The 24,492-nt window shown below is 37.3% G+C and carries 23 protein-coding genes and 1 pseudogene; 11 read left to right on the top strand and 13 right to left on the bottom strand.

Annotation, left to right across the window (positions count from 1 at the left end; translation table 11 throughout):
• The first annotated feature begins 12 nt into the window (after positions 1–12).
• Positions 13–477 (top strand): threonine/serine exporter family protein, encoded by a 465-nt coding sequence (locus ACF3N8_RS03075; RefSeq protein WP_392450230.1) that lies wholly within the window; start codon positions 13–15, stop codon positions 475–477.
• A 247-nt stretch (positions 478–724) separates the two neighbouring features.
• Here ACF3N8_RS03075 and panC read toward each other — a convergent pair whose 3' ends face one another.
• Both panC and panB read right to left on the bottom strand, forming a co-directional pair.
• The gene (gene panC / locus ACF3N8_RS03070; protein ID WP_009382305.1) at positions 725–1,567 is read right to left on the bottom strand and encodes a pantoate--beta-alanine ligase; all 843 of its coding nucleotides are present in this window, start codon (positions 1,565–1,567) and stop codon (positions 725–727) included.
• A complete protein-coding gene (gene panB, locus ACF3N8_RS03065; protein ID WP_017176690.1) occupies positions 1,551–2,381 on the bottom strand; it encodes a 3-methyl-2-oxobutanoate hydroxymethyltransferase in 831 nt (276 codons plus the stop codon). Before panB ends, panC begins: the two co-directional genes overlap by 17 nt.
• 77 nt (positions 2,382–2,458) lie before the next feature.
• Here panB and ACF3N8_RS03060 point away from each other — a divergent pair, with 77 nt between their 5' ends.
• On the top strand, positions 2,459–3,328 hold the full coding sequence (locus ACF3N8_RS03060) for an oxidoreductase (protein WP_009382307.1): 870 nt from the start codon (positions 2,459–2,461) through the stop codon (positions 3,326–3,328).
• A gap of 379 nt (positions 3,329–3,707) precedes the next feature.
• On the opposite strand, the gene ACF3N8_RS03055 is transcribed toward ACF3N8_RS03060, so the two are convergent.
• Both ACF3N8_RS03055 and ACF3N8_RS03050 read right to left on the bottom strand, forming a co-directional pair.
• Positions 3,708–4,466 carry an SGNH/GDSL hydrolase family protein gene (locus tag ACF3N8_RS03055; protein WP_009382309.1) on the bottom strand — a complete coding sequence of 253 codons (759 nt, stop codon included), beginning with the start codon at positions 4,464–4,466 and terminating at the stop codon, positions 3,708–3,710.
• A 160-nt stretch (positions 4,467–4,626) separates the two neighbouring features.
• A complete protein-coding gene (locus ACF3N8_RS03050) occupies positions 4,627–5,700 on the bottom strand; it encodes an AbrB family transcriptional regulator (RefSeq protein ID WP_238094035.1) in 1,074 nt (357 codons plus the stop codon).
• Positions 5,701–6,000: 300 nt separating this feature from the next.
• Here ACF3N8_RS03050 and ACF3N8_RS03045 point away from each other — a divergent pair, with 300 nt between their 5' ends.
• The 6 genes and pseudogenes from ACF3N8_RS03045 (at position 6,001) to ACF3N8_RS03020 (ending at position 10,470) form a co-directional block, all read left to right on the top strand.
• Positions 6,001–6,393: a lactococcin 972 family bacteriocin gene (locus ACF3N8_RS03045; RefSeq protein WP_017176693.1), complete on the top strand. Its 393-nt coding sequence runs from the start codon at positions 6,001–6,003 to the stop codon at positions 6,391–6,393.
• Positions 6,394–6,716: 323 nt separating this feature from the next.
• Positions 6,717–7,379: a hypothetical protein gene (locus tag ACF3N8_RS03040; protein WP_009382314.1), complete on the top strand. Its 663-nt coding sequence runs from the start codon at positions 6,717–6,719 to the stop codon at positions 7,377–7,379.
• 265 nt (positions 7,380–7,644) lie between these two features.
• Entirely contained in the window at positions 7,645–8,760 is a 1,116-nt protein-coding gene (locus ACF3N8_RS03035; RefSeq protein ID WP_142382119.1) for a hypothetical protein, read from the top strand.
• 2 nt (positions 8,761–8,762) lie between these two features.
• Entirely contained in the window at positions 8,763–9,389 is a 627-nt protein-coding gene (locus tag ACF3N8_RS03030) for an ABC transporter ATP-binding protein (protein ID WP_009382316.1), read from the top strand.
• Between the two features lie 331 nt (positions 9,390–9,720).
• Complete coding sequence (locus ACF3N8_RS03025) at positions 9,721–10,080, top strand: DUF3147 family protein (RefSeq protein ID WP_009382317.1); 360 nt, start codon at positions 9,721–9,723, stop codon at positions 10,078–10,080.
• Positions 10,081–10,095: 15 nt separating this feature from the next.
• Positions 10,096–10,470 (top strand): annotated as a pseudogene (locus ACF3N8_RS03020) (DUF3147 family protein).
• A gap of 92 nt (positions 10,471–10,562) precedes the next feature.
• Here the strand turns inward: ACF3N8_RS03020 and ACF3N8_RS03015 are convergent.
• From ACF3N8_RS03015 to ACF3N8_RS02990, 6 genes are all read right to left on the bottom strand, one after another.
• On the bottom strand, positions 10,563–11,381 hold the full coding sequence (locus ACF3N8_RS03015; protein ID WP_009382319.1) for an SDR family oxidoreductase: 819 nt from the start codon (positions 11,379–11,381) through the stop codon (positions 10,563–10,565).
• Positions 11,382–11,540: 159 nt separating this feature from the next.
• Positions 11,541–12,149 (bottom strand): DUF4352 domain-containing protein, encoded by a 609-nt coding sequence (locus ACF3N8_RS03010; protein WP_017176698.1) that lies wholly within the window; start codon positions 12,147–12,149, stop codon positions 11,541–11,543.
• A gap of 218 nt (positions 12,150–12,367) precedes the next feature.
• The gene (locus tag ACF3N8_RS03005; RefSeq protein WP_009382322.1) at positions 12,368–13,090 is read right to left on the bottom strand and encodes a CPBP family intramembrane glutamic endopeptidase; all 723 of its coding nucleotides are present in this window, start codon (positions 13,088–13,090) and stop codon (positions 12,368–12,370) included.
• Positions 13,091–13,105: 15 nt separating this feature from the next.
• Positions 13,106–13,819: a DUF3169 family protein gene (locus ACF3N8_RS03000; RefSeq protein WP_392450225.1), complete on the bottom strand. Its 714-nt coding sequence runs from the start codon at positions 13,817–13,819 to the stop codon at positions 13,106–13,108.
• Positions 13,816–14,019 (bottom strand): helix-turn-helix transcriptional regulator, encoded by a 204-nt coding sequence (locus tag ACF3N8_RS02995; RefSeq protein ID WP_009382325.1) that lies wholly within the window; start codon positions 14,017–14,019, stop codon positions 13,816–13,818. Before ACF3N8_RS02995 ends, ACF3N8_RS03000 begins: the two co-directional genes overlap by 4 nt.
• 168 nt (positions 14,020–14,187) lie before the next feature.
• Complete coding sequence (locus tag ACF3N8_RS02990; protein ID WP_009382327.1) at positions 14,188–14,796, bottom strand: N-acetyltransferase; 609 nt, start codon at positions 14,794–14,796, stop codon at positions 14,188–14,190.
• Positions 14,797–14,947: 151 nt separating this feature from the next.
• On the opposite strand from ACF3N8_RS02990, the gene ACF3N8_RS02985 reads away from it, so the two are divergent.
• Positions 14,948–17,365 (top strand): heavy metal translocating P-type ATPase, encoded by a 2,418-nt coding sequence (locus ACF3N8_RS02985; protein WP_009382328.1) that lies wholly within the window; start codon positions 14,948–14,950, stop codon positions 17,363–17,365.
• A 463-nt stretch (positions 17,366–17,828) separates the two neighbouring features.
• On the top strand, positions 17,829–19,565 hold the full coding sequence (locus ACF3N8_RS02980) for an acyltransferase family protein (protein WP_338421029.1): 1,737 nt from the start codon (positions 17,829–17,831) through the stop codon (positions 19,563–19,565).
• Between the two features lie 566 nt (positions 19,566–20,131).
• Here the strand turns inward: ACF3N8_RS02980 and ACF3N8_RS02975 are convergent.
• The 3 genes from ACF3N8_RS02975 to nadC all read right to left on the bottom strand — a co-directional run bounded on the left by ACF3N8_RS02975 (position 20,132) and on the right by nadC (position 23,281).
• A complete protein-coding gene (locus ACF3N8_RS02975; protein WP_392450222.1) occupies positions 20,132–20,842 on the bottom strand; it encodes a transglycosylase family protein in 711 nt (236 codons plus the stop codon).
• A gap of 507 nt (positions 20,843–21,349) precedes the next feature.
• Positions 21,350–22,450, bottom strand: a complete 1,101-nt coding sequence (gene nadA, locus ACF3N8_RS02970) for a quinolinate synthase NadA (protein ID WP_392450220.1) — start codon at positions 22,448–22,450, stop codon at positions 21,350–21,352.
• A complete protein-coding gene (gene nadC / locus ACF3N8_RS02965) occupies positions 22,451–23,281 on the bottom strand; it encodes a carboxylating nicotinate-nucleotide diphosphorylase (protein WP_392450218.1) in 831 nt (276 codons plus the stop codon).
• A gap of 124 nt (positions 23,282–23,405) precedes the next feature.
• Between nadC and ACF3N8_RS02960 the strand changes: the two genes are divergently transcribed.
• Positions 23,406–24,491 (top strand): cysteine desulfurase family protein, encoded by a 1,086-nt coding sequence (locus tag ACF3N8_RS02960; RefSeq protein ID WP_017176702.1) that lies wholly within the window; start codon positions 23,406–23,408, stop codon positions 24,489–24,491.
• Position 24,492 lies beyond the last annotated feature (1 nt).

Below are 24,492 nucleotides of genomic sequence, written 5' to 3'. Positions count from 1 at the left end.
GGAGGGAAACTCATGTCAATCCTAATTGTCATTGTCTTAAGTTTCATCGCGTCATTATCATTTATTTTCATTTTCAATGCGCCAAAAAGACTTGCCATACCGTCTGGCTTAGCAGGATGTTGTGGTTTCCTTGTGTCATATATTCTAGACACTTATTTCCACTGGGATCCAATGTACGCTAAATTCGTAGCTGGCCTGACTTTAGGCATTATCAGTCAAATTCTCGTACGCTTTTACAAAACACCGGTTATCAACTTCTTAGTTACAGGCATCATTCCGCTCGTTCCAGGTGCCATTTTGTCAAAAGCCACTGAGAAGCTATTCTCACTTGATTTCGCACAAGCGATTAATACATTTATTCATGGTATGTTAATTGCTGGCGCTATCGCATTAGGCTTAATTATCGCGAACACGATTGCACGTGTACTTCGCTTTAACTTATTACTTAATCGTGAAGACCGCCCAGAGTCTTACTAATACAAATAACGCCCGTAAGTGTTCAACCGCACTTACGGGCTTTTTTAATTCAAAATATATTAGATTGTAGCAAGTTTTAAAGGTATTTAACTCTTAATCATACGTTAATACTTCGTTTAAAAAATACCAATGCTTTAATTTTCTAATAGCGGACTCTAGGGGAGTAGCGTGAGTCTGGAGACTACAGGCTCCAGCCACGCCCCAGGAAAGCATGCTATTAAGGAAATTAAAGTGCTTTTTTCATGGGTTAGATAATGATATTGTCGATTAAACGAGCTTTACTAAACTTAACAGCTAGCGAGATAAATACACGATCCTCAATGTGCTCAACCTTCTCAAGCTCGGGATAACGATAAATCTCAACTTCAACAACATCGCCTGAAACATGTTCTTCTAAATACGTCGTAATGTAGTCAATAATTACGTCCGCACGCGTTTCACCCGCTTCAATCTCAGCCTTCGCTTTTAATAACGATTGATGGAGATGTGGCGCTTCCTGTCGTTCTTCTGCCGTCAAATAGACGTTACGCGAGCTCTTCGCTAGACCATCTGACTCACGAATAATATCCACGCCGCGAATCTCGACAGGATGATTGAACTCCTGAACCATCTTTTCAACGATAGCTAATTGCTGGGCATCTTTCTTACCGAAATACGCTCGCGTAGGGTTCACGATATTAAATAATTTATTGACGACCGTGACCACCCCTTCGAAATGCCCGGGTCTCAGACGTCCCTCTAACACAGATGACATCGATTTAATCGAAATTAGCATTTCGCGTTCGCTTGGATACATGTCTGAAACAGATGGATAAAAGACATAGTCCACACCTGCAGAGGCTGCTTGTTCTAAATCCGCTTCAATATCTCTCGGATATGACTCGAAATCCTCATTCGGCCCAAATTGTAATGGATTCACGAACACGCTTGCGACACTGAGGTCATTTTCCTTATGTGCCATACGCATCATTGTTAAATGACCATCGTGAAGCGCACCCATTGTTGGTGTGAAACCAATCGTAAGACCTTGGCTACGCTTTTCAAGCATTAACGCTTGCATCTCCTTAACTGATTTAATACATGTTGTCATAACGTTCACGCTCCCCTTCTTCCATACGCGCCTTAAATGAATGCTGAGGCTCTGGAAATGCTTTATGCTTCACGTCTTCGTGATACTGACGCAGTGCCTCGACGCCGTTTGAAAAGTCACCATAGCGTTTCACGAACTTCGGCTTGAAATCAACACCATAATTTAAGACATCGTGATACACCAACACTTGTCCATCCGTATCCGGCCCAGCGCCAATCCCAATCACAGGAATACGCAATTGCTCGGTTATAAAAGCCGCAACATCTTGAGGTACCGCTTCAAGCACTAACATAACTGCACCATCATCTTCCATGCGCTTCGCCTCATCAATTAATTTACGTCTTGTCGCCTCAGACTGACCTTGAACTTTAAAACCTGTAAGTCCTACACTTTGCGGCGTCAAACCTAAGTGACCGACAATTGGTATGCCGATTTCCTGACACCCTTTGATAAAGTCACTTGTGTGTGCACCTTCAACTTTAAGCGCATTAGCATGTGTCGCTTGATACAGTTTGACCGCACGTTCGATAGCTACGTTTGTATCTCGCGCTACTGCGCCAAATGGCATGTCTACAACCATAAATGTATCTGGCGCGCCACGTCTCACTGCTTTACCATGATGTATCATGTCGTCTAAAGTTACAGAGACTGTGTCGTCATACCCTAAAACCGTCATGCCAAGCGAATCCCCTACTAGCACAATATCAATACCTGCTGCTTCTGCTTGTTTCGCACTCGGATAATCGTACGCCGTTAACATTGATATTTTTTCGAAATCATTTTTAAATCGATAAAAATCTTTTAGAAACTTCAATTGAATCCCCTATCTTTATATTCGTAATTAATTTATAATTTAATTATCATTTTAACACTGAAAGGTGATTATCTCATATGAAAACGTTTGCAGTGATTGGACCTGGTGCAGTGGGTACAACGATTGCGAAAGCAATACAAGATTCAGGGCTAGACTTGACGCTTTATGGTCGCGAAGACAAGAACGTGATCTTAGAGGACTTTTCAAGTGGGGAAGAAACGAGGCTACGTGTGAAGGCATTGAATCAAGCTACGGAACACGTTGATGTTATATTTATCGCTGTTAAGGCGCCGCAACTTCAAAGCGTGCTCGACGATTTGCCACGGCTCTGTCATCAGGATACGTGCGTCGTTCTGTGCCAGAATGGTATGGGGCAGCTTAAGCATCTCAGCTCGTACAACGCGTACCATGCCGTGATTTATATTAGTGGTCAGAAATCAGGTGATCACATCACGCACTATAGGGATTACGATATTCATGTTCAGAACACGAAGACCACTTCCCATTTAAAAGCCACGTTGCAACACAGTGCGCTTAACGTTCATTTAAGTGATGATGTAGCGCGTAAACAGTGGTATAAGCTACTCGTTAATATTGGCATTAACTCTGTTACGGCGTACTACGCGGAACCCGCTTCCGTGCTTAAGAACAAGGAAGCATATCACATGACGAAAGCTTTGATTCAAGAAGGATTCAATGTTGCAGTGGCGCAAGGAATCGACTTTGAAGACACTATCATGACTAAAATCATGCGGATTTACGAGGGGTACCCAGATGAAATGGGCACAAGCATGTACTATGACATCATAAATAAAAGACCTCTAGAGCTAGAGGTCATACATGGTTACGTGCGTCGCGTCGCTCATATTAACGAAGTTTCGACACCGACGCTCAATAAGGTTTATCATGATTTGAAAGATACTGAAAAACGTTACTTGGAGGTATAAATCTTGGATAATGAAACACTATATAAGAGCGTTATAAACATATTGTTAGTTTTAACTATAATAAATTTTGTTAATTTACTTCTAAACCCGAACGAATCTATAAAAGTTACGATTTCGCTAATCATTTTCGTACTAATCATTTTACTAGCGGTTGGTTCATTCATATATGTTCGAATGAAGTCGTGATGTCAGACGTTTTTAGGCATAATGTAATAGAAAAGTAGGATCGCGATGAGTACAAACATCACGATTTTAATACCCATTATAATTGTTAAAAGTGATCCCGGCACAAAACTTTGGACAAGTAGTGCTGGGATCATTAATATGATTAAAGTGATGATTAACACCCTAAACCACTTTGACATCACATCCACCATCCCTATTGATCAAAGTATTTTAAAAGATATTTCACAAAAATTGGCGTGTAAATATAGCGATACCCTTTAAACGTAGGATGCGCATCATCAGCCATCATCGTTTTGTCTTTCTTCGCCATTTTATTCGCACGTTTATGATGCTTGATATCGATAATGTCGAAGCCCCACTTATCACTTAGACGGTAAAGCGTCTCGATTAAATATTCATAGTAAGGGTCGCTTTGTCGTAAGCATGTACAAAAGATGAGCTTACAATCCCATCTGTTATAAATATACGCGATAATATACTCAATCGCCCCGATCGTCGTTTCAACGTCGAAGTCTTGAATGTGTTTCGATTCGATAATTTCCCCTAAATGTCTATCAAATCGACCGTCATTCGTTGATAACTGACACACGAAGGCATCAAGATGCTTCACGTCTTTGAAGTCATCTCGAAGTCGCATCACATAACTTTTACCGTATCGACTCGCAACGTTACCTGAGAGCGTCGTCCCAGACTTCGCGGACTTATGCGTATTCACGCCGTACTCTTCCCTTAAATACTCTACAAATGACTGTCCGCGCGATACTGCCCCGTAGGTTACTGAAGATCCTAAGAAGGCAATCTCCTTGTGAGATAAAGCTGTTTCACGTCTAAATTTCTTGTTCGGTCTGAACTTGTATCGATTCCCTTTTCGAATACGATTCGTATTTTTTAAAAGAACAACCGCTTGTTTAACAAGCTTCACGTTTTGGCCAATCCTCTTTGAGACTGTCACAAATCTCTCCCCCTGATGAATGCACTTTTATCATTAAAATGTTTATTAACACATTCAATATTATCAAATTAATTCCTAGATAACAAAGATGTTAAACATTGTGAAAACGTGCGTTTGAGGGCTTTTCAAAATGATAAATAATCATGAAATGATTTAAAAATTATTCCTTCTTAACGAATAAATGAATTAAAGGTGCGATTATAAATAAGATAAAGAAGATTCTAAAGATGTGGTAACTTGAAATCATTGCGACGTCGGCATGTGTTGCGATTGCGATAATCACGATTTGTGTCATGCCACCTGGTGCCGCACTTAAGAAGAGTTGGTTGATACCATGTTCGCTGAAGATGTTGATGATAAATACGAGCACCACCGACACGAGAATGAGTGTAATATTTTGAAAAGCAATTGCGATGGCGATGCGCCCATGAAGTTGATTGAGTAATTCTGAAATTTGTTTACCTATACGCACCATGTAGAAGATTTGTGCAAGCGCCATTAACCAATTATCGACGGTGAAATTGATATCTGTAATGAGGTTCCAAACCATCATCACGACAATTGGCGCAAGTAGATAGCGCGTTGGGAATTTGATCTTCTTCATGATGTAGTACGTGATCGCGATACCAATGCCTATAATGATAAGTTGAGGTAGGTTGATGACTTCTGTAAGCGGTTTGATGTCTGGTTGACTGGATGCCTCGCCACTTGGTTCCTTGAAGAAAAAGGACAATAGCGGTACTAGGACGACGACGAATAACATACGAGATGTTTGAGTAAGTCCGACGACTAAAATATCCGCACGTTTATTCTCCTCAGCCATCATAAGCATTTGACTGATGCCACCAGGTACGACGCTTAAAATCGCCGTTTCAAAATTCACTTTGCCGATTCGTTTGAAGCCTATTGCGATGATGAAAGCTGATAATATAATTAAAAGTGAAACGAGTACGATGAGGATTAAATCGTTTTGGATGTCTTTTAGAACCCTTTTGGTAAAAGTCGTGCCAATTTCGAGCCCTAAAATAATGAGCCCTAAGTTACTGAGCCAGTTAGGCCATTTGCTGAGATCGAGTTTAAAGATTTTAATGCAAATGATGCTGGCGATGATAGGCCCGAACATCCATGGAAGCATGATATGAAGCCCGTTTAGAATGCCTCCTATTAAAAGAGATAATATGATAACAATCATGATGTTTAAATATTGTTTAAGCGCGTTGCTTTTTATAGACATACTTCCCTCCTCTAAAAAGACTAATGAGAGGCTAGCATAACATCTAAAGGTTAATTTAATATAAAGATTTAATTTAAAAATATGTAATTTAATTGAAAATTAGAAATAATTTAGAGGGAATAAAAGATGAGGATTGGTGTTGCTACATTAGATTACTTAGATAGCATTATCTTTTCATAAAAGTTTTATATATTATTTTATTTAAGTTTTGTGAATGATATTGATTTTAAATTTTAACGATGGTAATTTTTATTTGGTAAATGTTTTATTTACTAAATATTTTATAGGAGTTGTAGCTTTATGAAAAAACAATTTATTTTAGCATCTGTTGTTACTCTTGGTGTAACCAGCTTAGGCTTAATGGGTCACGCTAACGCTGATTCATCTAAATTAAACGGTGGATCTGAGAACGTAAATCATTATCACGGTTTAAAATCTTCTAATACATATGATGATAAGGCGTCTATACAATCAATTCAGCAAGGTAAAAAATCAGGCGGTTATTGGGTTCGCGGAACTACAAGCAAAAATGTTAAATCTAAATATAAACACTACACTCATAAAGGTCACGCTTCAGTAATCAATGGTAAAGGTGATACAAGAAGTGGTGGTTGGAAAGCAATCGGAGTATGGTCTAGCGCAGTACTTAAAAAAACAAAACACGGTAATAAAGCTTTTTATGACCATACTTAAATTAACTTATAACTAAGTAAGGGGCTGGGACAAAAATCGTGAAATAGAGCATTTAAGCTTTATTTCATACAATTCTCAAAACAGCTGACTCAGAGGGCGGGGCCCCGGCAAAGAAATTTGCGTAGCAAATTAACAAGCTATGCAAGCCGGGGCTCTTTATTATGATCAAAGAAGCCTGAGCTTCTTTGTAAGTCCAACTACCGTATTAAAAATACGAGTTGGACTTTAGAAGACTACAGGATCCGGCCATGCCCCAGGAAAGCATGCTGTTAGAGAGAATTGTAGTAATATGTCCCAGCCCCTTCAATGAAAGGTATTCATTTATGAAGAAAATCATCACTTTTTTACTTATTTCTCTAACTTTAATGGTGAGTTTAGTCGTCACCAATATTGCTAAAGAGACATCCCTTTACAACTTAATTATGAAAGACCACGATAAGTTCGTATACAACAATCCTGGACGTGAACTGAAGCATACCCAACATGCCACAATATATTTTAACGAGGTTACAAAAAAGCATAACGTTGGATTAACCAAAGTAACTTATCTTAATAATCATCGTATATTGTTGAACACTAACGAATCACGATTGTTAAAATTACGAGATCAGAATCACAATATTCACCTATTTGATCGTACATTACATATTGAAGTTCAAGATTTGAAATCAACACAACATTTCTCACCAGTCGGTACATACTTTATAAATGGCACCACAAATGATAAGAAACAAGTTTTAGCGCTTATTAATCAAAATGTCGGTGACACAATCAATGAAGACAGTGAACATTTACTTTCATATTTAACTTTAGATCAATATACATTATCGCTTTTAGGTTTGTTAACTTTACTTTTAGTTATTGTTTTATGTCATTACTTACAAAGAAATAAAGCGCATTTCAAAACTTTATCGGACCTTGGTTATTCAATTAAAGACTTACTTAAATACACTTTTAGAGATTTAAAAACCACGCTTATTATATAATGTTTTATTATCAATCATTATCACGATTTTAGCTTATTTCATCATTTATAAAGATACACATTTCATATACATATTTCTAATCGTGATGGCGACAATATTTGTCACTCTATGTTCTTTTTACCTTATTATTATTTTCAATTTGATTATATTTAATAGAAACTCTTATACCAATCATTTCAAAATGAATGTCCATTTAGTGATTTATAGTTATATACTTTTAACTATTGTGATGGCCATATTTTTCACTACATCTGTACATGCTGTTATGGCACATCGTCATGAGATAGCAACTAAAAGTGATACTTTTGACAGTTGGCGCAACACCAGAAATACATATCAACCTAATGTACAGGACAATGGTGTTACATATGATAAGGATTTAGAAATGATGCGCGATCGTAAGCTTGAGGACCTTTTCAAGAGTGAAGATAATCCAGGTTTCTTAATTGATACGGAGAATTTTACAGGTGAAAATGAAAACGACCCGCTATATGCGATGAATGAAATTGAGAATAGAGATATAGAGCCAGATGGTAAAACAATCACCGTCGACCGTAATTATTTAAAACGTCACCATATTATAGCTCAGGATGGTCTAGATGTTCTAAACCTATTGAAGTATGATTCTAAAACACGTAATCTCTTAGTTCCTTCTAAATTTAAAAAGTATGAAAAGACCATTATTCATAACTTTAAAGATGATTTTAAATTTAAGCGTACTTTAAAAGACAATTATAAAAAAGATCAAACACCTGTGCGAATCAATATAATCTATGTGAAAAACAGCTCACAATACCCTACTTATAACAAGGACATTGGCGGAAATGATAATAAAATTAAAGCTCCAATAGCCATTGTAGAAACATGGAATACGCATATACGTAATTACCAACATTACATTACAGAGAGCTACTTTTTCGAAAGTCATAGACACAATCCTTTTAACAGTCTTAGTCCATTGTTAAATCAATTTGATTTAAAAGACGATATTAAAACGATTGAATCTGTGTATAACACTAAAGTTGACGATGTGAACGCAGCTCAACGAGAATTGATTAAATATGTTGCGCTCGCATGCCTAACCTTAACTGCACTAATGATTTCTATTATAACTGCGATTCATCTTTACTTTGCCAATTGTAAGTATGCGATATTTCTCAAATATAATTTAGGTTACAGTTTTTTAAGAACTCATTCAAAAGCCATCTTACTTATTCTTGCATTTAATACTTTTATGCTTTTCACTTTGTTGAGTAAGTATGTATTATTAAGCTTCTTAATCTTTATTGGAATGCTTATCTTAGAACTAATTCTGATTATGATTGAATTTATCATTTTAAATAAAAAGAACCAGAACGAAATTTTGAAAGGAAAGGCATAACCATGATTGAATTAACTTATGTTTCAAAGTCATTTAAAGATCATGAAATATTTAAAAATATTCATTTGAAAATTAATAAGGGCGACTTTGTCGTGCTTCGCGGCAAAAGCGGTCAAGGGAAATCGACATTGCTTAATATCATGAGCTTATTAGAACCACCTACTCAAGGTCAGGTCTCTTATTATGACTCGCCTATTAAAACCGCTTCACAAATTAGAAAACTGAAGCGAAAAGACATTGCTTATGTTTATCAAAACTACGGTTTACTGGAAAATAAGACTGTCTTCGAAAACCTTCTATTACCGTTAAATATTTCAAAGAAAGATACACCAAAAATAAAACAAGCACTTCAAGATGTTGGTCTTTCACAAGATTTATTACACAGGAAAGTATTTACGTGTAGCGGCGGCGAACAACAACGCGTTGCGATTGCAAGAGCGATACTTAAGAATCCATCTATCATATTCGCAGACGAACCTACGGGTAATTTAGACGAAAAGAATGCGAAAGATATCGTAGAATTGTTTATAGTTTTAAATGCTAAAGGCGTTACAATCGTCATGGCTACTCATAGCGAACGATTTTTTGATATAGGTACAAGACTGATTGATCTCGATTCTTTTGCTTAAATGTCAACCTATATAAGCCTAACCATACAAAATTCCCCTTTAGTTATGACAACTAAAGGGAAAGATTGGTGGTTAGTGTGATTCATATCGACTTATTTTCAAAGTAACATAATAAATCGTGCAATACAAAATGCGATTGTGTGACTAATAGAATCCGTTCCGCTTATTCGCTATACCATTTATTTCGTAAAGCATTCTATATTGTATTCCAAGGGCTTTTCAAAAAGATAAATGAATTAAATCATATAAATTATCAATATATAAACTTCACATAATATTTAAAGTATACGGGTATCTTACATATACATACAGGTTTAAAGAGGTGTATATGATGTCAGATATATCATTAATCGGCGTTATCTTGCGCTTCGTCATCGGTGGCCTCGCCGTCTTACTAGCCTCTTACCTCGCGGGAAAAATTGGCGGTAAATTCGGGGGCATCATCGCTACGATGCCGGCAGTTTACTTAGCAGCTGTCGTAGCGCTCGCAATAGATCATCACGGTGAAGAACTCGTTCAAATGTCCATACACATGAGTACGGGTGCCATCGTCGGAATTGTGGCATGTATCCTAAGTGTGTTCTTATCAGTTTATGTCATCAGGAAGTGGGGACACCACGTGGGACTCATCTTTACAATCGCAAGTTGGCTCGTTTTAGCAACGCTCATATTTATGGTTACGCATTTATAAAGAGGTGTTACGAATATGAAATTAAATCTCATCAAATTTTTAGTCGGCGGTTTAACCGTCGTGCTAACATATTTACTTTCGAAAGTGATTCCAGTCAAAGCATAAGGCGGTATCTTCGCAGCGTTCCCAGCAGTTTTCTTAATTTCGATGTATGTTGCAGGCCTGCAATACGGTCGCGCTATGGCGATGCACGTAAGTAAGGGCGCGATATTTGGAATGATTGGCGTCTTATGTAGCATGCTTGCGACGTGGGGTATGCTTGCGACAACGCATATGTGGTTACTCAGCATCGTTGTCGGCTTTATCGTGTGGTTTATCAGTGCTTTCTTATTATTCGAAATCGGCGAAAAGTTCTTTAGACATAAGCATACGCATCATTATAAACATTAAAAGAGACTATGACAGTCTGATATGTGCCTTCAAGATGGGTTATTGAGCCCCCTGAAGAAGCATGTCTCTCGCGTCATAGCCTCTTTTTTTATTTATTGAATTGAGTTTTTCCAACTGTCGTCTGTCAACATGTCACCAGGCCAAGTGTACGCCATCACACCGCCGTCAATTCGGATTGTTTCACCTGTAATAAATGAACTATCGTCTGACGCTAGAAATGCGACAAGTTTACCAACTTCTTCTGGCTTACCTAAACGACCTAGAGGTGTTACCCATTTCTGTGTATCTCGGAATGCGCGACCACCTTTGTCATCATTAGTACCAGCTAAATTATCTACTAGAGGTGTTTCAATCGTTCCTGGATTGATTGCATTGCAACGGATATTTTCACGTCCATATTCAATCGCAGTAGAACGTGTTAAGTTCACGACACCAGCTTTAGCGGCATTGTAACCGGCACGATTTAAGTCAGCCGCTTCACCTGAAAATGACGCTGTGTTCACGATTGAACCGCCATTTTCAAGCATGAGTGGGATGAAGAATTTCGTCATAAAGAACGTTCCGCGTAAGTCTACGTTTAAGATCTTGTCGAAAGTTTCAACCTCGTATTCGTGGATGCGACCACCCTTAATATCAATGCCCGCATTGTTGAAAAGCACATCAATCTTACCGTATTCAGATTTGATTTTGTCTGCGAGGTCTTCTATAGCTTTCTCGTCAGCAATATCTAAGTGATAGCCTTTAGCTTTGTATCCTGCATCATTGATGTCTTGTACTGTTTGGTCTAACTTTTCTGAAACGTCGAATGCGAGTACTTCTGCACCTTCTGATGCCATTTGAAAAGCCGAAGCACGCCCTATTCCAGTAGCCGCGCCTGATACGATCGCGACCTTGCCTTCTAATCTCTTCATGCTTAACACTCCTTTTAATTAATATCTAGTTAGTATTATACATTGCTTTGTAAAGGCGATAAAAGATTCCGTTCAGGACTAATAATATAAGAAAAGCTAAGACAATTTTGCAATCTAGGAAATCCTCCCAACATTAACAAAATGTCTTAGCTCATTAAATTATTGAGGATTTACCTCGTAAACGTAACGTTTATTAGAAAATGACATTAATGGTTGAAATTCAAGTTCAATCTTTTTAGGGTTGCCGTTAATAGCGAAACCTTCTGAACCACTAATTGAGCGACCTGGAGATAGGGAATCTATTAATGAATCATTAATAGGATAAGTTTTAACTTGCTTTCCATCAGCGTACACTTTGACATCTGAGCCTACTGGGATTTCTTCATCAGAACCATTTTTTATTGTCATATCTACTTTAAGTACTTTGTCAGCTTCAACTTCAGCAAATTCATTACGTTCATCAGTATATGTAGCTCCATCTAACGTAAATTCAATATCATCTACTTCTGTAGTCTCTCCTACTTTTTTAACTTTGGTGTCCTTATCCTTATCTAAAGTACCTTCTTCATTAACGCTTTTATCTACTTCATTAACTACACTATTAGTGCATGCTCCAAATAAGATACCTAGTATGATAAGTAATCCTAAACACCCACCACAACCAAACAACCATTTCTTTTTGGATTTTGATTTTTGTTGTTTTTTGTAATCTTCAAATTCTTGTTGCTGTTTTTTTAGTTGTTCTTCATATTTACTTTCATTATCCATTATTTAACCCTCCAAAATATTATGTTTATTTTACCGCATCTATTTATTTAATTTAATGGTTTTATATAAATTTATATATTTTAGATTATCCAGAAGATGTAAACTTTATAGTTATAAATATTAAAGTTTATATATGCAGTTTTAAAATACAAAATTTCACATCGCAATATCTTAAATAAAAAAACGCCACGTTAACAACGCGGCACTTTTATCACATTTTACATAAGATTTGTCATAGAGACGCCATTTAAGTACATTATAAATAGCATTGATGCTGGCAATAAGTTATTAATCATATGCAAAATCATTGAAGCTAAAATATTTTCAGTTTTTCTATAAATAATAATTAATAGCGCTCCTAAAGAAGCATAGATGATAAGCGAAAGAATATCTGAAGGCATATGGAATGAACCGAACACTAATGAAGTAATCACTAACGGTAATATGAAACTACCATACTTGAATACTTTATTGTAAAAAATCCCTCTAAATGCTAATTCCTCTAAGATTGGCGTTATAAAACTGAGCGTTAAAACAAAGAGCAACATAGCTATCATAGAAGTATTTTGGTAATCAAATCCCATTATAGCTTGATCGTTCTTAGTCATCTTTTCACCAAGTAAAGATATACGTAGTACCGTTAATCCATACATTAGCGCTCTAGCAAAAATTGCGAATAGAATGATAAGACCAATCGTTTTAAGGGTAAGTTTCTTTATCCCGTGTCCTGAATACTTTTTATACTTACGGTACATAAACCAAATTAAAGTTAAATCTATGCAAAGTATAAGTAATGTTAGAAGTATCGTGCCCCATAGCGGCAAGTTTTTATCTGATGTAACTAAAAATGACGATAAAGTCATAGGTATTATAGCCAGTAAAATAAAGCCAATTACTTTTAATATTCTTAGTAAAATATGTTCTTTTTGTGCTTTATTCATATTTTCAACCTCTTCCTAGTAGTAATAAACTTTAATTTTTTTGTAATAATAAGAAATATTAACAATGTATAATACACAAAATAGTACTGATGAAATTCCAATATCATTAAAACCAAATGCAGCGGCTGCGGCACATATCATTGCAAACATTAAGAAAATAGAGAGGTTATATTGAAATAATTTATAAATAGCATTAAACATGATATAACGCTCTCCTTCATCAAAATTATTTAACAAAGTATTAACTGGATTGCTATCTGATAATTTTGGGAAGCGCTTATCTACTTTATGAATTTGTGCATTATAAATGTAACTAAATATCGTTGCGATCATTAATGTAATAAAAGCAATAAAGAACATACGTCCAGAATCTTTCATAAAAAGTGCTAAAATAGAAATGTTTAACAAAGCTAATATATTAATGACATGTATTAAAATTGATGTTCTGTAAATTTGTTTACCTCTCATTAAGTCATAATCATCTTCAAATCCATCATCTTCATTTTCCATCAATTGATTATATGTCTTTGCCTTATTTAAGCGTTTTAACATTAATAAACCTAAAATTATAACTAAAATTACTGCTATACCATTGATAATATTACCTGAGACCCAGTTAAGAAATTTGGGTATGCCTTCGTCAATAAGTAAGCCAATTAAACCTCCGATTATACCTCCTATTATCAGCGAAAGTATGATAAATGGAATACTATTTCTTCTCTTTTTCACAGTTCTTCCTCCTCGAAAATAAATATGTCTTCAATACGTTCATTAAAAATATTTGCGATTTTAGCTGCCGTATGTACTGACGGCATAAATTCGTTTCGTTCGATCATTGAAATCGTCTGCCTTGAAACTTTAACTTTTTTAGCAAGTTTGGTCTGATTATAGCCATCACGTGCTCTAAGCTCTTTAATTCGGTTACGCATACGCTATCCCCTTTCTGCACTTAATACGTTAATACAACTTCGCAGTTTTGTAAAGTATACTTGTCAAAAAGTTATGTTCACTTGTCAAAATGATAACTTTAATTATCAATTTAAACTCTAAAAAAAGCCTGACACCAACGTGTCAGACTCATCTATCAAGACCTATTTTCAAACCAACTGTTTACGCATGCGATATAAATGAAACGGCGCTTTATCAATATCGCCAACGATTTTATACCCCATCTTTTCATAGAGTTTGCGCGCTTCATGATTATCTTTTTTGACGGTAAGTGAACATGTATCAAACCCTTCGTTTAAGGCGTAATCTTCTGTAGCTTTAAGTAGAGCTGTACCAGATCCTGTACCTTGGTGCTCAGGCAACACAGCTAACATACTTACATGATACTCGCCTTTGTATCCTTCTTTCATCGTGATTAGAGACTTTATGCTTTTAAAATTCTGAACTAATAACGAAATGGCGCCAAGTCCTTTCAATTTCAAAATTTGAAGCACGGTTTGTCCCATTGTAGCGTCCATCTTTGACACAGGATAACATGTCACAATACCTGTTACGTTATCGCCCTTTTTCGCTACTAAAGAATATTCGTGACTAAATCGGTTGCCGGGCTTTTTCCAAAGTTGTTGCATGAGGTATTCGATTTTGTGCTTTTCAGAGGTGCCTAAGAATGCTTCACACATATCTCCAATTGCTAAATAGTTAACGCGTCCACCAAGTGTATAATCTTTACTTGCTCTCTCTATCGAAACGTTCGCCAATCTGATTCCTCCTATGCGGTTTTCATAACGTTATTCTATACCCGGATTTCTAATTATAAACAGCAAGGTCGAAATACCCATATAGGGTATGTTAAAATAGATTTAAATGAAACTTGCTTTTCTATATGGCTTTTCAAGAAGGAGGGATTGTGTGACACAAAAAGAACTTAATTTGAATGTTACAGGCATGACATGTGCGGCGTGTGCGAATCGTGTTGAAAAGGGCTTGAATAAGACGGACGGAGTGTCTGAAGCGAATGTGAACTTTGCGCTCGAACGGGCTACCGTTAAGTATGATCCTGATGTGACTTCGATTAGCGCCTTTCATGACAAGATCAAGAAGCTCGGCTACGATTTACAAACGACCGACGCGTCCTTTGATATAGAAGATATGACGTGTGCGGCGTGTGCGAATCGCATTGAGAAAGGAATTCAAAAGGCGGACGGTATCGTTTCAGCGAATGTGAATTTCTCACTTGAGAAACTGAATGTTACGTATCTTGAAGGTACGACGGGGCCTGATGACTTTAAAACTATCGTGGATAAACTTGGTTATAAGTTGATAATGGATCAGACGAATGATGAGAAACAGAACCATAAGCAAGATGAAATTAAACGCCAAACGATGAAATTTATTGCGGCCTTAATCTTAACCTTGCCACTACTTTGGACGATGGTGGCGCACTTTAGTTTCTTAAACTTTATACCACTACCTGATTTCCTCATGAATCCTTTCGTGCAACTTATCTTCGCGACGCCAGTTCAGTTTATTATTGGTGGTGCGTTTTACGTCGGCGCCTTTAAAGCGTTACGTAATAAGAGCGCGAATATGGATGTGCTTGTTGCACTAGGTACGAGTGCCGCCTATTTCTATAGTATTTATCAGACGGTTAAATGGATTAAAGATGGGATGACGGGACACCCTGAACTCTACTTTGAAGCGTCGGCAGTGATTATCACGTTAATCTTGTTAGGTAAACTATTCGAAGCGCGTGCTAAAGGTAAGACGAGTGCCGCGATTGAGAAGTTACTTCAACTTAAGGCTAAGACAGCCCGTGTCGAACGTGATGGCGAGGTCGTTGAAATAGCAGTAGATGACGTTGTTTCAGGTGATGTTGTACTCGTGCGCCCCGGTGAAAAGGTCCCTGTCGACGGTACCATTATTGAAGGTAAATCGGCATTGGATGAATCCATGATTACGGGCGAAAGCATGCCGGTTGAAAAAAATTCTGGCGATAACGTAATTGGCGCAACAGTTAATAAGAACGGCGCTTTAAAAGTTCGTGCTACGAATGTTGGTAAGGACACGGCGTTATCTCAAATTATTAAGATGGTTGAGGAAGCACAAGGTTCTAAAGCAGACGTTCAACGCTTAGCGGACAAAATTTCAGGCATATTCGTACCTGTCGTTGTAGGTATTGCGTTACTTACGTTTCTAATTTGGATTGTGTTTGTAGATCCAGGTCACTTTGAGCACGCTTTAATTCCAACGATTTCAATTCTCGTTATCGCATGTCCATGTGCGCTAGGTTTAGCGACACCTACGTCTATAATGGCTGGTTCAGGACGTGCCGCTGAGATGGGATTACTGTTTAAAGGTGGCGAACATTTAGGGCGTACGCGAGACGTCGACACGGTCGTGTTAGATAAGACGGGTACCGTGACGCAAGGTGAACCGACATTAACGGATGTCGAAGTAGCGAACGGCTTTAGTGCGTCGGACGTTTTAACTTACGTTAGTAGTGCCGAACGTGAGTCTGAACATCCACTTGCGACGGCGATTGTACGATATGCTGAATCAAATGATGTTGAATTGCAGGACGTACGTGAATTTGAGGCGGTACCTGGTTATGGTATTAAAGCTATTGTGAACGGTAAATCGGTTTATGTAGGTACGCGACAACTCATGGCGAAATATGAAATTGAAAGTGATGAAATGGAATCGCGTATTCAAGAACTTGAAGCATCTGGTAAAACTGCGATGCTTGTTGGTGTTGAAGGTAAGTTAGCTGGCGTTGTAGCAGTATCCGATGTTGTGAAGCCGACGTCGAAAGAGGCGATTGAGCGCTTACACGATTTAGGCATCGAAGTACTCATGTTAACTGGTGATAACAAACGTACGGCAGACGCGATTGGTCGCGAAGTCGGTATTGACCACGTCATCGCCGAAGTACTTCCTGATGATAAACGTGCTCAGGTCGAAGTACTTGAGCAGAAAGGTAAACGCGTCGCAATGGTTGGTGATGGTATTAACGATGCACCTGCCCTTGCCGAAGCTACGATTGGCATGGCGATGGGTACTGGTACTGACATTGCGATTGAAGCCGCAGACATCACATTGATGCGTGGAGATCTGAATAGTGTTCCTGATGCGATACTCATGAGTCGTAAGACAATGCGTAACATTAAAGAGAATCTGTTCTTCGCATTTATTTACAATTCTATTGGTATTCCAATTGCAGCATTAGGTTTACTTGCACCATGGGTTGCAGGTGCTGCGATGGCGTTCAGTTCCGTATCCGTTGTGTTAAACGCGTTACGCTTACAACGTGTAAAATTGAATAAATAGTTTTATGGGTCCAAGCTTATCTTGGTGGTAAGTCTTGGGCCTTTTATTATTGTCACAAATTGTCATTTTACACTGACGGCATACTACTGGCACACAAGCGTCAGTCTTCCCCTTTTTTGAAAAGCCCTTTCAAACCAACGGATTTCGTATCATTCACCCAATCCTAGTGATTAGAATTTAAAGCTCCTAACTACATGTCTTATCTATAATTCTAGCCTTCTATTTTTAAAAATATCATAAAATTGACACTTATATTTTTGAAATTCCTATCCGATGTATGATTATAATATAATGTATTATAAGGAAATTAGGCATAATTTCCTTTTTATTTAAATACACGAATTAATTATTGACTTCTTTTAAATTATGTGAAAATATTTGATTATGTTGTAGTACTTTTAAAAAAATAAATAAATATGGAGTGTTAATCTTGAGGTTAAACAGATTACATAAAGCTAGGTATATGCCTGGCCTCGACGGGCTTCGTGCTATTGCAGTTCTTGGCATCATTATTTACCACTTAAATAAACAGTGGTTAACAGGTGGTTTCCTAGGCGTTGACACTTTCTTCGTTATATCCGGGTACCTCATTACGAGTTTACTTTTAAATGAGTACAACAAAAACGGTACCATTGATCTAAAGCGTTTTTGGATTAAACGGATAAAACGATTGTTCCCAGCCGTCTTCTTTATGATTGGCGTCGTACTCGTTTACACACTCTTTTTCGAACCCGATTCGATCGTAAACTTTAAGAATGATGCGATTGCTTCAATCTTTTACGTAACGAACTGGTGGTTCATTTTTGATAATGTAAGCTACTTCGACCAATTCGAGATGAAACCATTCATGCACTTGTGGTCACTCGCGATAGAAGAACAATTCTACATATTCTTCCCTATCGTTCTACTGTTTTTACTTAAGAAAGTTAAGAAACTCAACAAGATTTTCACGATATTATTCATACTTTCTTTAGTGTCACTTGTGCTTATGATCATCATTTTCTCAATCACAGACAACAGTTCACGCGTATACTTCGGCACAGATACACGACTTCAAACCCTATTACTTGGTGTGCTACTCAGCTTTATCTGGCCACCATTTAATTTAAGACAACATCCACCGAAACGCGTCGTGATGTTCATTGATATTCTAGGATTTATCAGTTTAGCATTACTCATCCTATGTTTCTTCTTTATTACAGACAAGACAGGATGGATTTACAACGGCGGCTTCTACCTAATTTCGTTAATGACGTTATTCTTAATCGCCGCTTGTGCCCACCCAGCATCAAAGCTTGCGAAACTGATGGGTAACAAAGTATTCGTTTACATTGGTAAACGATCATACAGTTTATACTTATGGCATTTCCCTGTTATCACGCTACTTCATAACCATTTCGTCAAAGGCCAATATCCTTGGTACGTTTATCTATTAGACATTCTGATTATGTTAGCGTTAACAGAGTTCTCTTATAACTTCATTGAAAAGCCAATTCGAAAAGGCGGTTTCAAAAGTTTCAGTATCAACCCAGTTAAAGTTAAACGCTTTGTTAGAACAGCGCTAACAGCGTTAGTACTCGTTCCATCAATTCTAATTCTTTGCGGGGCTTTTAACCATTTAGGAAAAGACACAGCGAAAAAAGAAAAGAAACAAGAATTTACAAGTAACCAAGGCAATGCAGAACCTAAGCCACCAAGCAAAGAAGGCAGCGGTAACGAAAGCGAAGAAGAAGCAAACTACTTACTCATGGGTGACTCCGTTATGGTTGATATCGGTGAAAGAGTGAAACAAGATCACCCTAACGCCGTTATCGACGGTAAAGTCGGTCGTCAATTACGCGACGTTATCCCATTAGCAAATAATAAATATCAGAAATTCAATACCGAAAACTCTAAGATCATCTTAGAACTTGGTACAAACGGTGCCTTTACGAAGCAAGAGATGGATCAACTGACACAAGCATTTGATAAAGCACAAATTTACGTTGTGACAACGCGTGTTCCACGTGAATACGAAGCACAAGTTAATACTGCATTACATCAAGTAGCTGACGAAAAAGAAAACGTCAAACTGATCGATTGGTACAAAGCTTCAGAAGGTCATCAAGAATACTTTGCACATGACGGTATCCACCTAGAAAAACCTGGTATCGACCGTCTCGCACAATTAATTAATGAAGAAACTGAGGAAAAACCTTAAGAAGAGAAATAAAAAGATGAGGAGCATTTACGATTGCGTTCGTAAATGCTTCTTTTTTTATGGGTTATCGGGATTTTAGGAGTTGGGTATTTCGAGATAGCGTCGGTTTGATACTGGCATTCCGACGCTATTCGGCTTTTGCGTCGGTTTCGGTTGCTCATTCCGACGCTATTAGCGTTTTACATCGGTTTCAGCCTTTCATTCCGACGCTATTTGAGTTTTACATCGGTTTCAGTCGCTCATTCCGACGTTATTGGCGTTTTGCGTCGGTTTCGTTCGCTCATTCCGACGCTAATATTGAGTATTATTAATATCTAACTATTGATTCTATTGATATAGGCAACTTGTCGCATCTCCACTAGTTGCTTACGGGGCTTTTACCAACTTGTCATATCTCCACTAGTTGCTAACGAGGCTTTTACCAACTTGTCACCGAACCACAAGTCGTTATCAGCGCATTACAATTAACATTACTCCTCAAATACCCTACAACGCAAAAAAGCTACCGACACATTAGTGCCGATAGCTCTCTATTTTAAACATTCATTATATTTAATCGATTAGGATTATGCAGTTACCCAGTGACCTGCACCGTAGTTGTTGTATAAGTCCATAGCTGCTTGGTCTTGTACTGATTCAGGAGCTTGAGCTGGTGATACACCAACGTATTCAGCTGGAGCTACAGTGTCCCAAGTTGATTGTAAGAATTGGTATTTACCTGCTGCACCTGAAGATGGGTTGATAGCAGTTGGGTTATTACGTGATTCTCTGTAAGCGATAGCTTGTAAGTGTTCGTTTACTTGAACGCCACCGTTGTTAGCTTCTTGAGCTGGTTGCTCTTGAACTGGTTGTTGAACAGCTTGAGTTTGAGGAGCTGCTTCTTGTACTGGAGCTTCCTCTTGAACTGGAGCTTGTTCAGTAGTTTCTTCTTGTACTGGAGTTACTTCTTCTTGTGCTGGTGCTACTTCTTCAGCAGGAGCTTCAGTTGTTTCTTCAACTGGTTCACCTTCTAATAAATCTGAAGCGTCTTGTTCACCTGCACCATAACTCCAAGCCCAGTAAGTACCATTTGATACGAAGTTATAGTTTAAACCATTTTGTGAAAATGAGATATCATATGAACCTTCTTGAACAGGAGCATTGTTTAATGCTTCTGGGTTATTTTGAGCTTTGTTAGCTAATTCAGTTTGGTTACCTTCAGCAGCGTTAGCGTTACCTGCTACGCCAGTTACTCCTAGACCTAATGCTAATGTAGATGTTAATAATACTTTTTTCATTATAAAAAACCTCCAAAATTTTTTATTATCTATTTTTCTATAAAATTTCGTGATAGTTCATTTCTGAGTTACTTTGTTTCAAAAGACAATTAACACTTTAACATAAAATTCCGGGTTGTAAATTACAGACGTATAACAATTTACTATACACTTGAAATCTTTTGTTAATCATTGTTTGCAACTTATCTAGAAATCGCATAGGGACGGCATTAAAATTATTACAAAATGATTAAATCAATAAATTGTAAGATGAAATATTTTCAAATTTATTGATAAATTATCCATAGAATGCACAAAAAAGTTATTGTCAAAGAAATAGACCTGTGTTTAATGAGATTTTAGAATAGCCTATAACAACGCTTATTCCCCTTATTTAAAAAGCAATCCAAGAATATTAAATTGCTTCAGAGATCGACAACTTTTATGTGTCAATAACAATATTCAAATTAATTTAAGCATACTTGCTACTATTAATAGAATTACTTGTTAAAAGGAATATCCTTTAAACTATGTAATAGCTAACATACGATTTAAACTATCTTTAGCTGGGTGTGCGATATCCGCTTCAACACTAATTTGATTAGAAGTGTCGCCATTCATTATTTTATCTAAGCACCAAGTAAGATGCGGTAAATCAATACGGTTCATAGTTAAACAAGCGCACATAAGTGGATTTAATGATTCAATATTTAACTTAGGATAGTTTGTCCGAATACGATTCACCAAATTCATTTCCGTACCAATAACCCAACTACTACCAGGCTTAGCCTCTGATATCGTCTTCAAGATATATTTCGTCGACCCAGCATAATCTGCTTCCTGCACCACGTCAAACTTGCATTCTGGGTGAACAAGTACATTTACATCGGGATTGTTCTCTCGTGCGCGCTTGATATGCGTCGTATGAAATTTCTCATGAACAGTACAATGCCCTTTCCATAAGACAATTTTAATTTGATCGATATCACCGTCATAATAAAGTTCTTTACTTATAGGATCATAAGTCGCCATGGCTGATAGCGGTATACCTAATTCAAACGCTATATTGCGACCAAGATGTTGGTCAGGCAGGAATAAAACACGTTTACCTTGATCAAGTGCCCATTGAATGACTTTTCGTGCATTACCACTTGTAACGCATGATCCCCCTTTTAAACCGACAAATGCTTTAATCTCTGCAGTAGAATTTACATATGTTATAGGTAATAATGCTTCATTGAAGGTATCGGTCAGAATATCAAAGGCATTCTTTGCTTGATTAATATTCGCCATATCTGCCAAAGCACATCCGGCTGATAAATCAGGCAAATATATTTTTTGGTGATCATGTGTAAGAATATCAGCTGTTTCAGCCATAAAATGTACGCCATTGAACACAAAATATTTAGCTTCGGTGTTTTCACGGCAAATACGTGCAAGTTCTAAAGAATCACCCATAACATCTGCAAATTGAGCAACCTCATCCTTTTGATAATGATGTGTAGGCATGAAAAGGTCTTTTCCTAAGGTGTCTTTAATCGTTCTAACACGTTCTTCTAACTCTGCCGTAGTCATTCTCAAATAACGTTCTGGAATTTCACTTTCCATTTGAAATACTGAACCTTTCATTTATATCACCACTTTCATTGAGATATCGAGCGCTTTTGCTTCATAAAATAAAGCACCCATTGAAATAAAATCGACGCCTGATTCCGCATATGATCGAACATTCTTTTCCGAAATGTTGCCAGAAGCCTCAGTTTGAATATGTTTAGGTACGCTCGAAATATGTGACTTAATCCAATCTGCTGAACAATTATCAAACATAATAATATCTGCTTTAGCATCGATTGCCTCTTGTAGCATGTCTGAATTTTCAATTTCAACTTCAATTTTATCCATTGGATCTAAATGAGCACGTGCCAGTTCAACGGCTATTTTTAAAGATGGACTGTAAGCAATATGGTTATCCTTCAACATCAAACCATCATTTAAGTTACGACGATGATTCACACCGCCACCAACGCGCACGGCATACTTCTCGAACATACCAAGCCCTGGGGTAGTCTTTCTTGTATCCGTTAACTTCGCCTCAGTATGACTAATTTGGCGCACAATACGATTCGTTTTAGTAGCAATACCTGACATACGTTGAATTAAATTTAAAGCAATACGTTCCATTGATAAGATAGCACGTAAATTACCTTTAACTTCCGCTATCGTATCACCCACTTTAATTTCTTCTCCGTCACGAACATTTAGGCAAATTTTAGATTCGTTATCGACTAGCTTAAATGCTTCCTTTAAAATAAGTTCTCCTGTAAATACGCCATTAGATTTCGCTTTCACGTATAACGCACCTTGTTCATCATGATTAAAAATCGCACTAGATATATCTCCATAGTGACTATCTTCTAAGTAAAATTGTTTTAGTTTTTCTCGAACTAATAAAAGGTTCAATTTAAATTCCTCCATAAACTAGATTAAATATACCACACCGAAAATTTACATATAAGTTTACACATATGTTAACATATAAATGTTTAATATGTTTACAGTTAATTTAGTTTTAGGAGGATGTACCATGATTTATCTAGACCATGCTTCAACTACAAAACCTACTCAATCAGCACTTAACACTTATTTAAAAGCCCAAGAAAAACTTTTTTTTAATAGTGAAAGCATACATCAAGGCGGCGTCTTTGTGCAGCGTGCTTTAGATCATAGCCGTCACGTTATTCAAACATATTTCCAATGTGATAAAGATGTTATCTTCACGACAACCGGGTCTGAAGCAAATCGAATAGCGATTTCGATGTACTTAATTCATAAAAACTCTGGCACTATATGGGTAAGCCCTTATGAGCATCCTTCTATCTTTGCAAGTCTTTCCCCTTTTGAAAAGGACTTTAAGATACGTTATTTACCTTTAGATACAAGTGGTGAAATTGACGTCGAGGCTTTTAAAAGAGAGGACCACAATGATGATGTGTTAATTATTATGCAACACGTGAATTCAGAAACAGGCTATCGTTTACCTGTCGAATCTATAGGTGAAATTGCGAATGGCCACGGCACCCCAATGCACGTAGATGGCATCCAAGCAGTATTAAAAGTAGAACCGCTTAATATAGCATATGTGTCCTCTTATTCGGTATCTGGACACAAATTTGGTGGCTCTAAAGGGGCGGGGTTTCTTCTTGCAGACTTCAAATATATAAAACCATTAAACACTCATTTCCATCATGAGTACGGTATGCGTAATGGAACTCTAGATGTACCGAGTATTCTCGCAATGGTTAAAGTACTTGAAGAAACGCATACTCAAGCAAATGTTACATCCTTGAATCAGTTATTTAGGGAAGCGCTTGAAGATCTAGGGTTTAAAGTAATCGACTTTAGTTCGCAATCACCGTATATTCTAGGCGTATTAACACCTAAATTTGAAGGGCAATTCGTTATGCAAAGTTTATCAAGTCGCAATATCTATGTTTCGACTGGTACAGCATGTGGACACGGCACTTTAATGAGTAAAGGACTGCTTAATAAAATTTCGAGCTACGATAACTTTTCTGAAAAACAGTATTTACGGATTTCACTATGTGACACAACCCGTTATACTGAGATTAAGATATGTTACGAAACACTTGGTAAGATTTTAAAGGAGTAGA

Source organism: Staphylococcus massiliensis (genome assembly GCF_043186315.1).
In the GTDB taxonomy this organism is placed as follows: domain Bacteria; phylum Bacillota; class Bacilli; order Staphylococcales; family Staphylococcaceae; genus Staphylococcus; species Staphylococcus massiliensis.
This window is presented reverse-complemented; position numbering and strand designations above follow the sequence as displayed.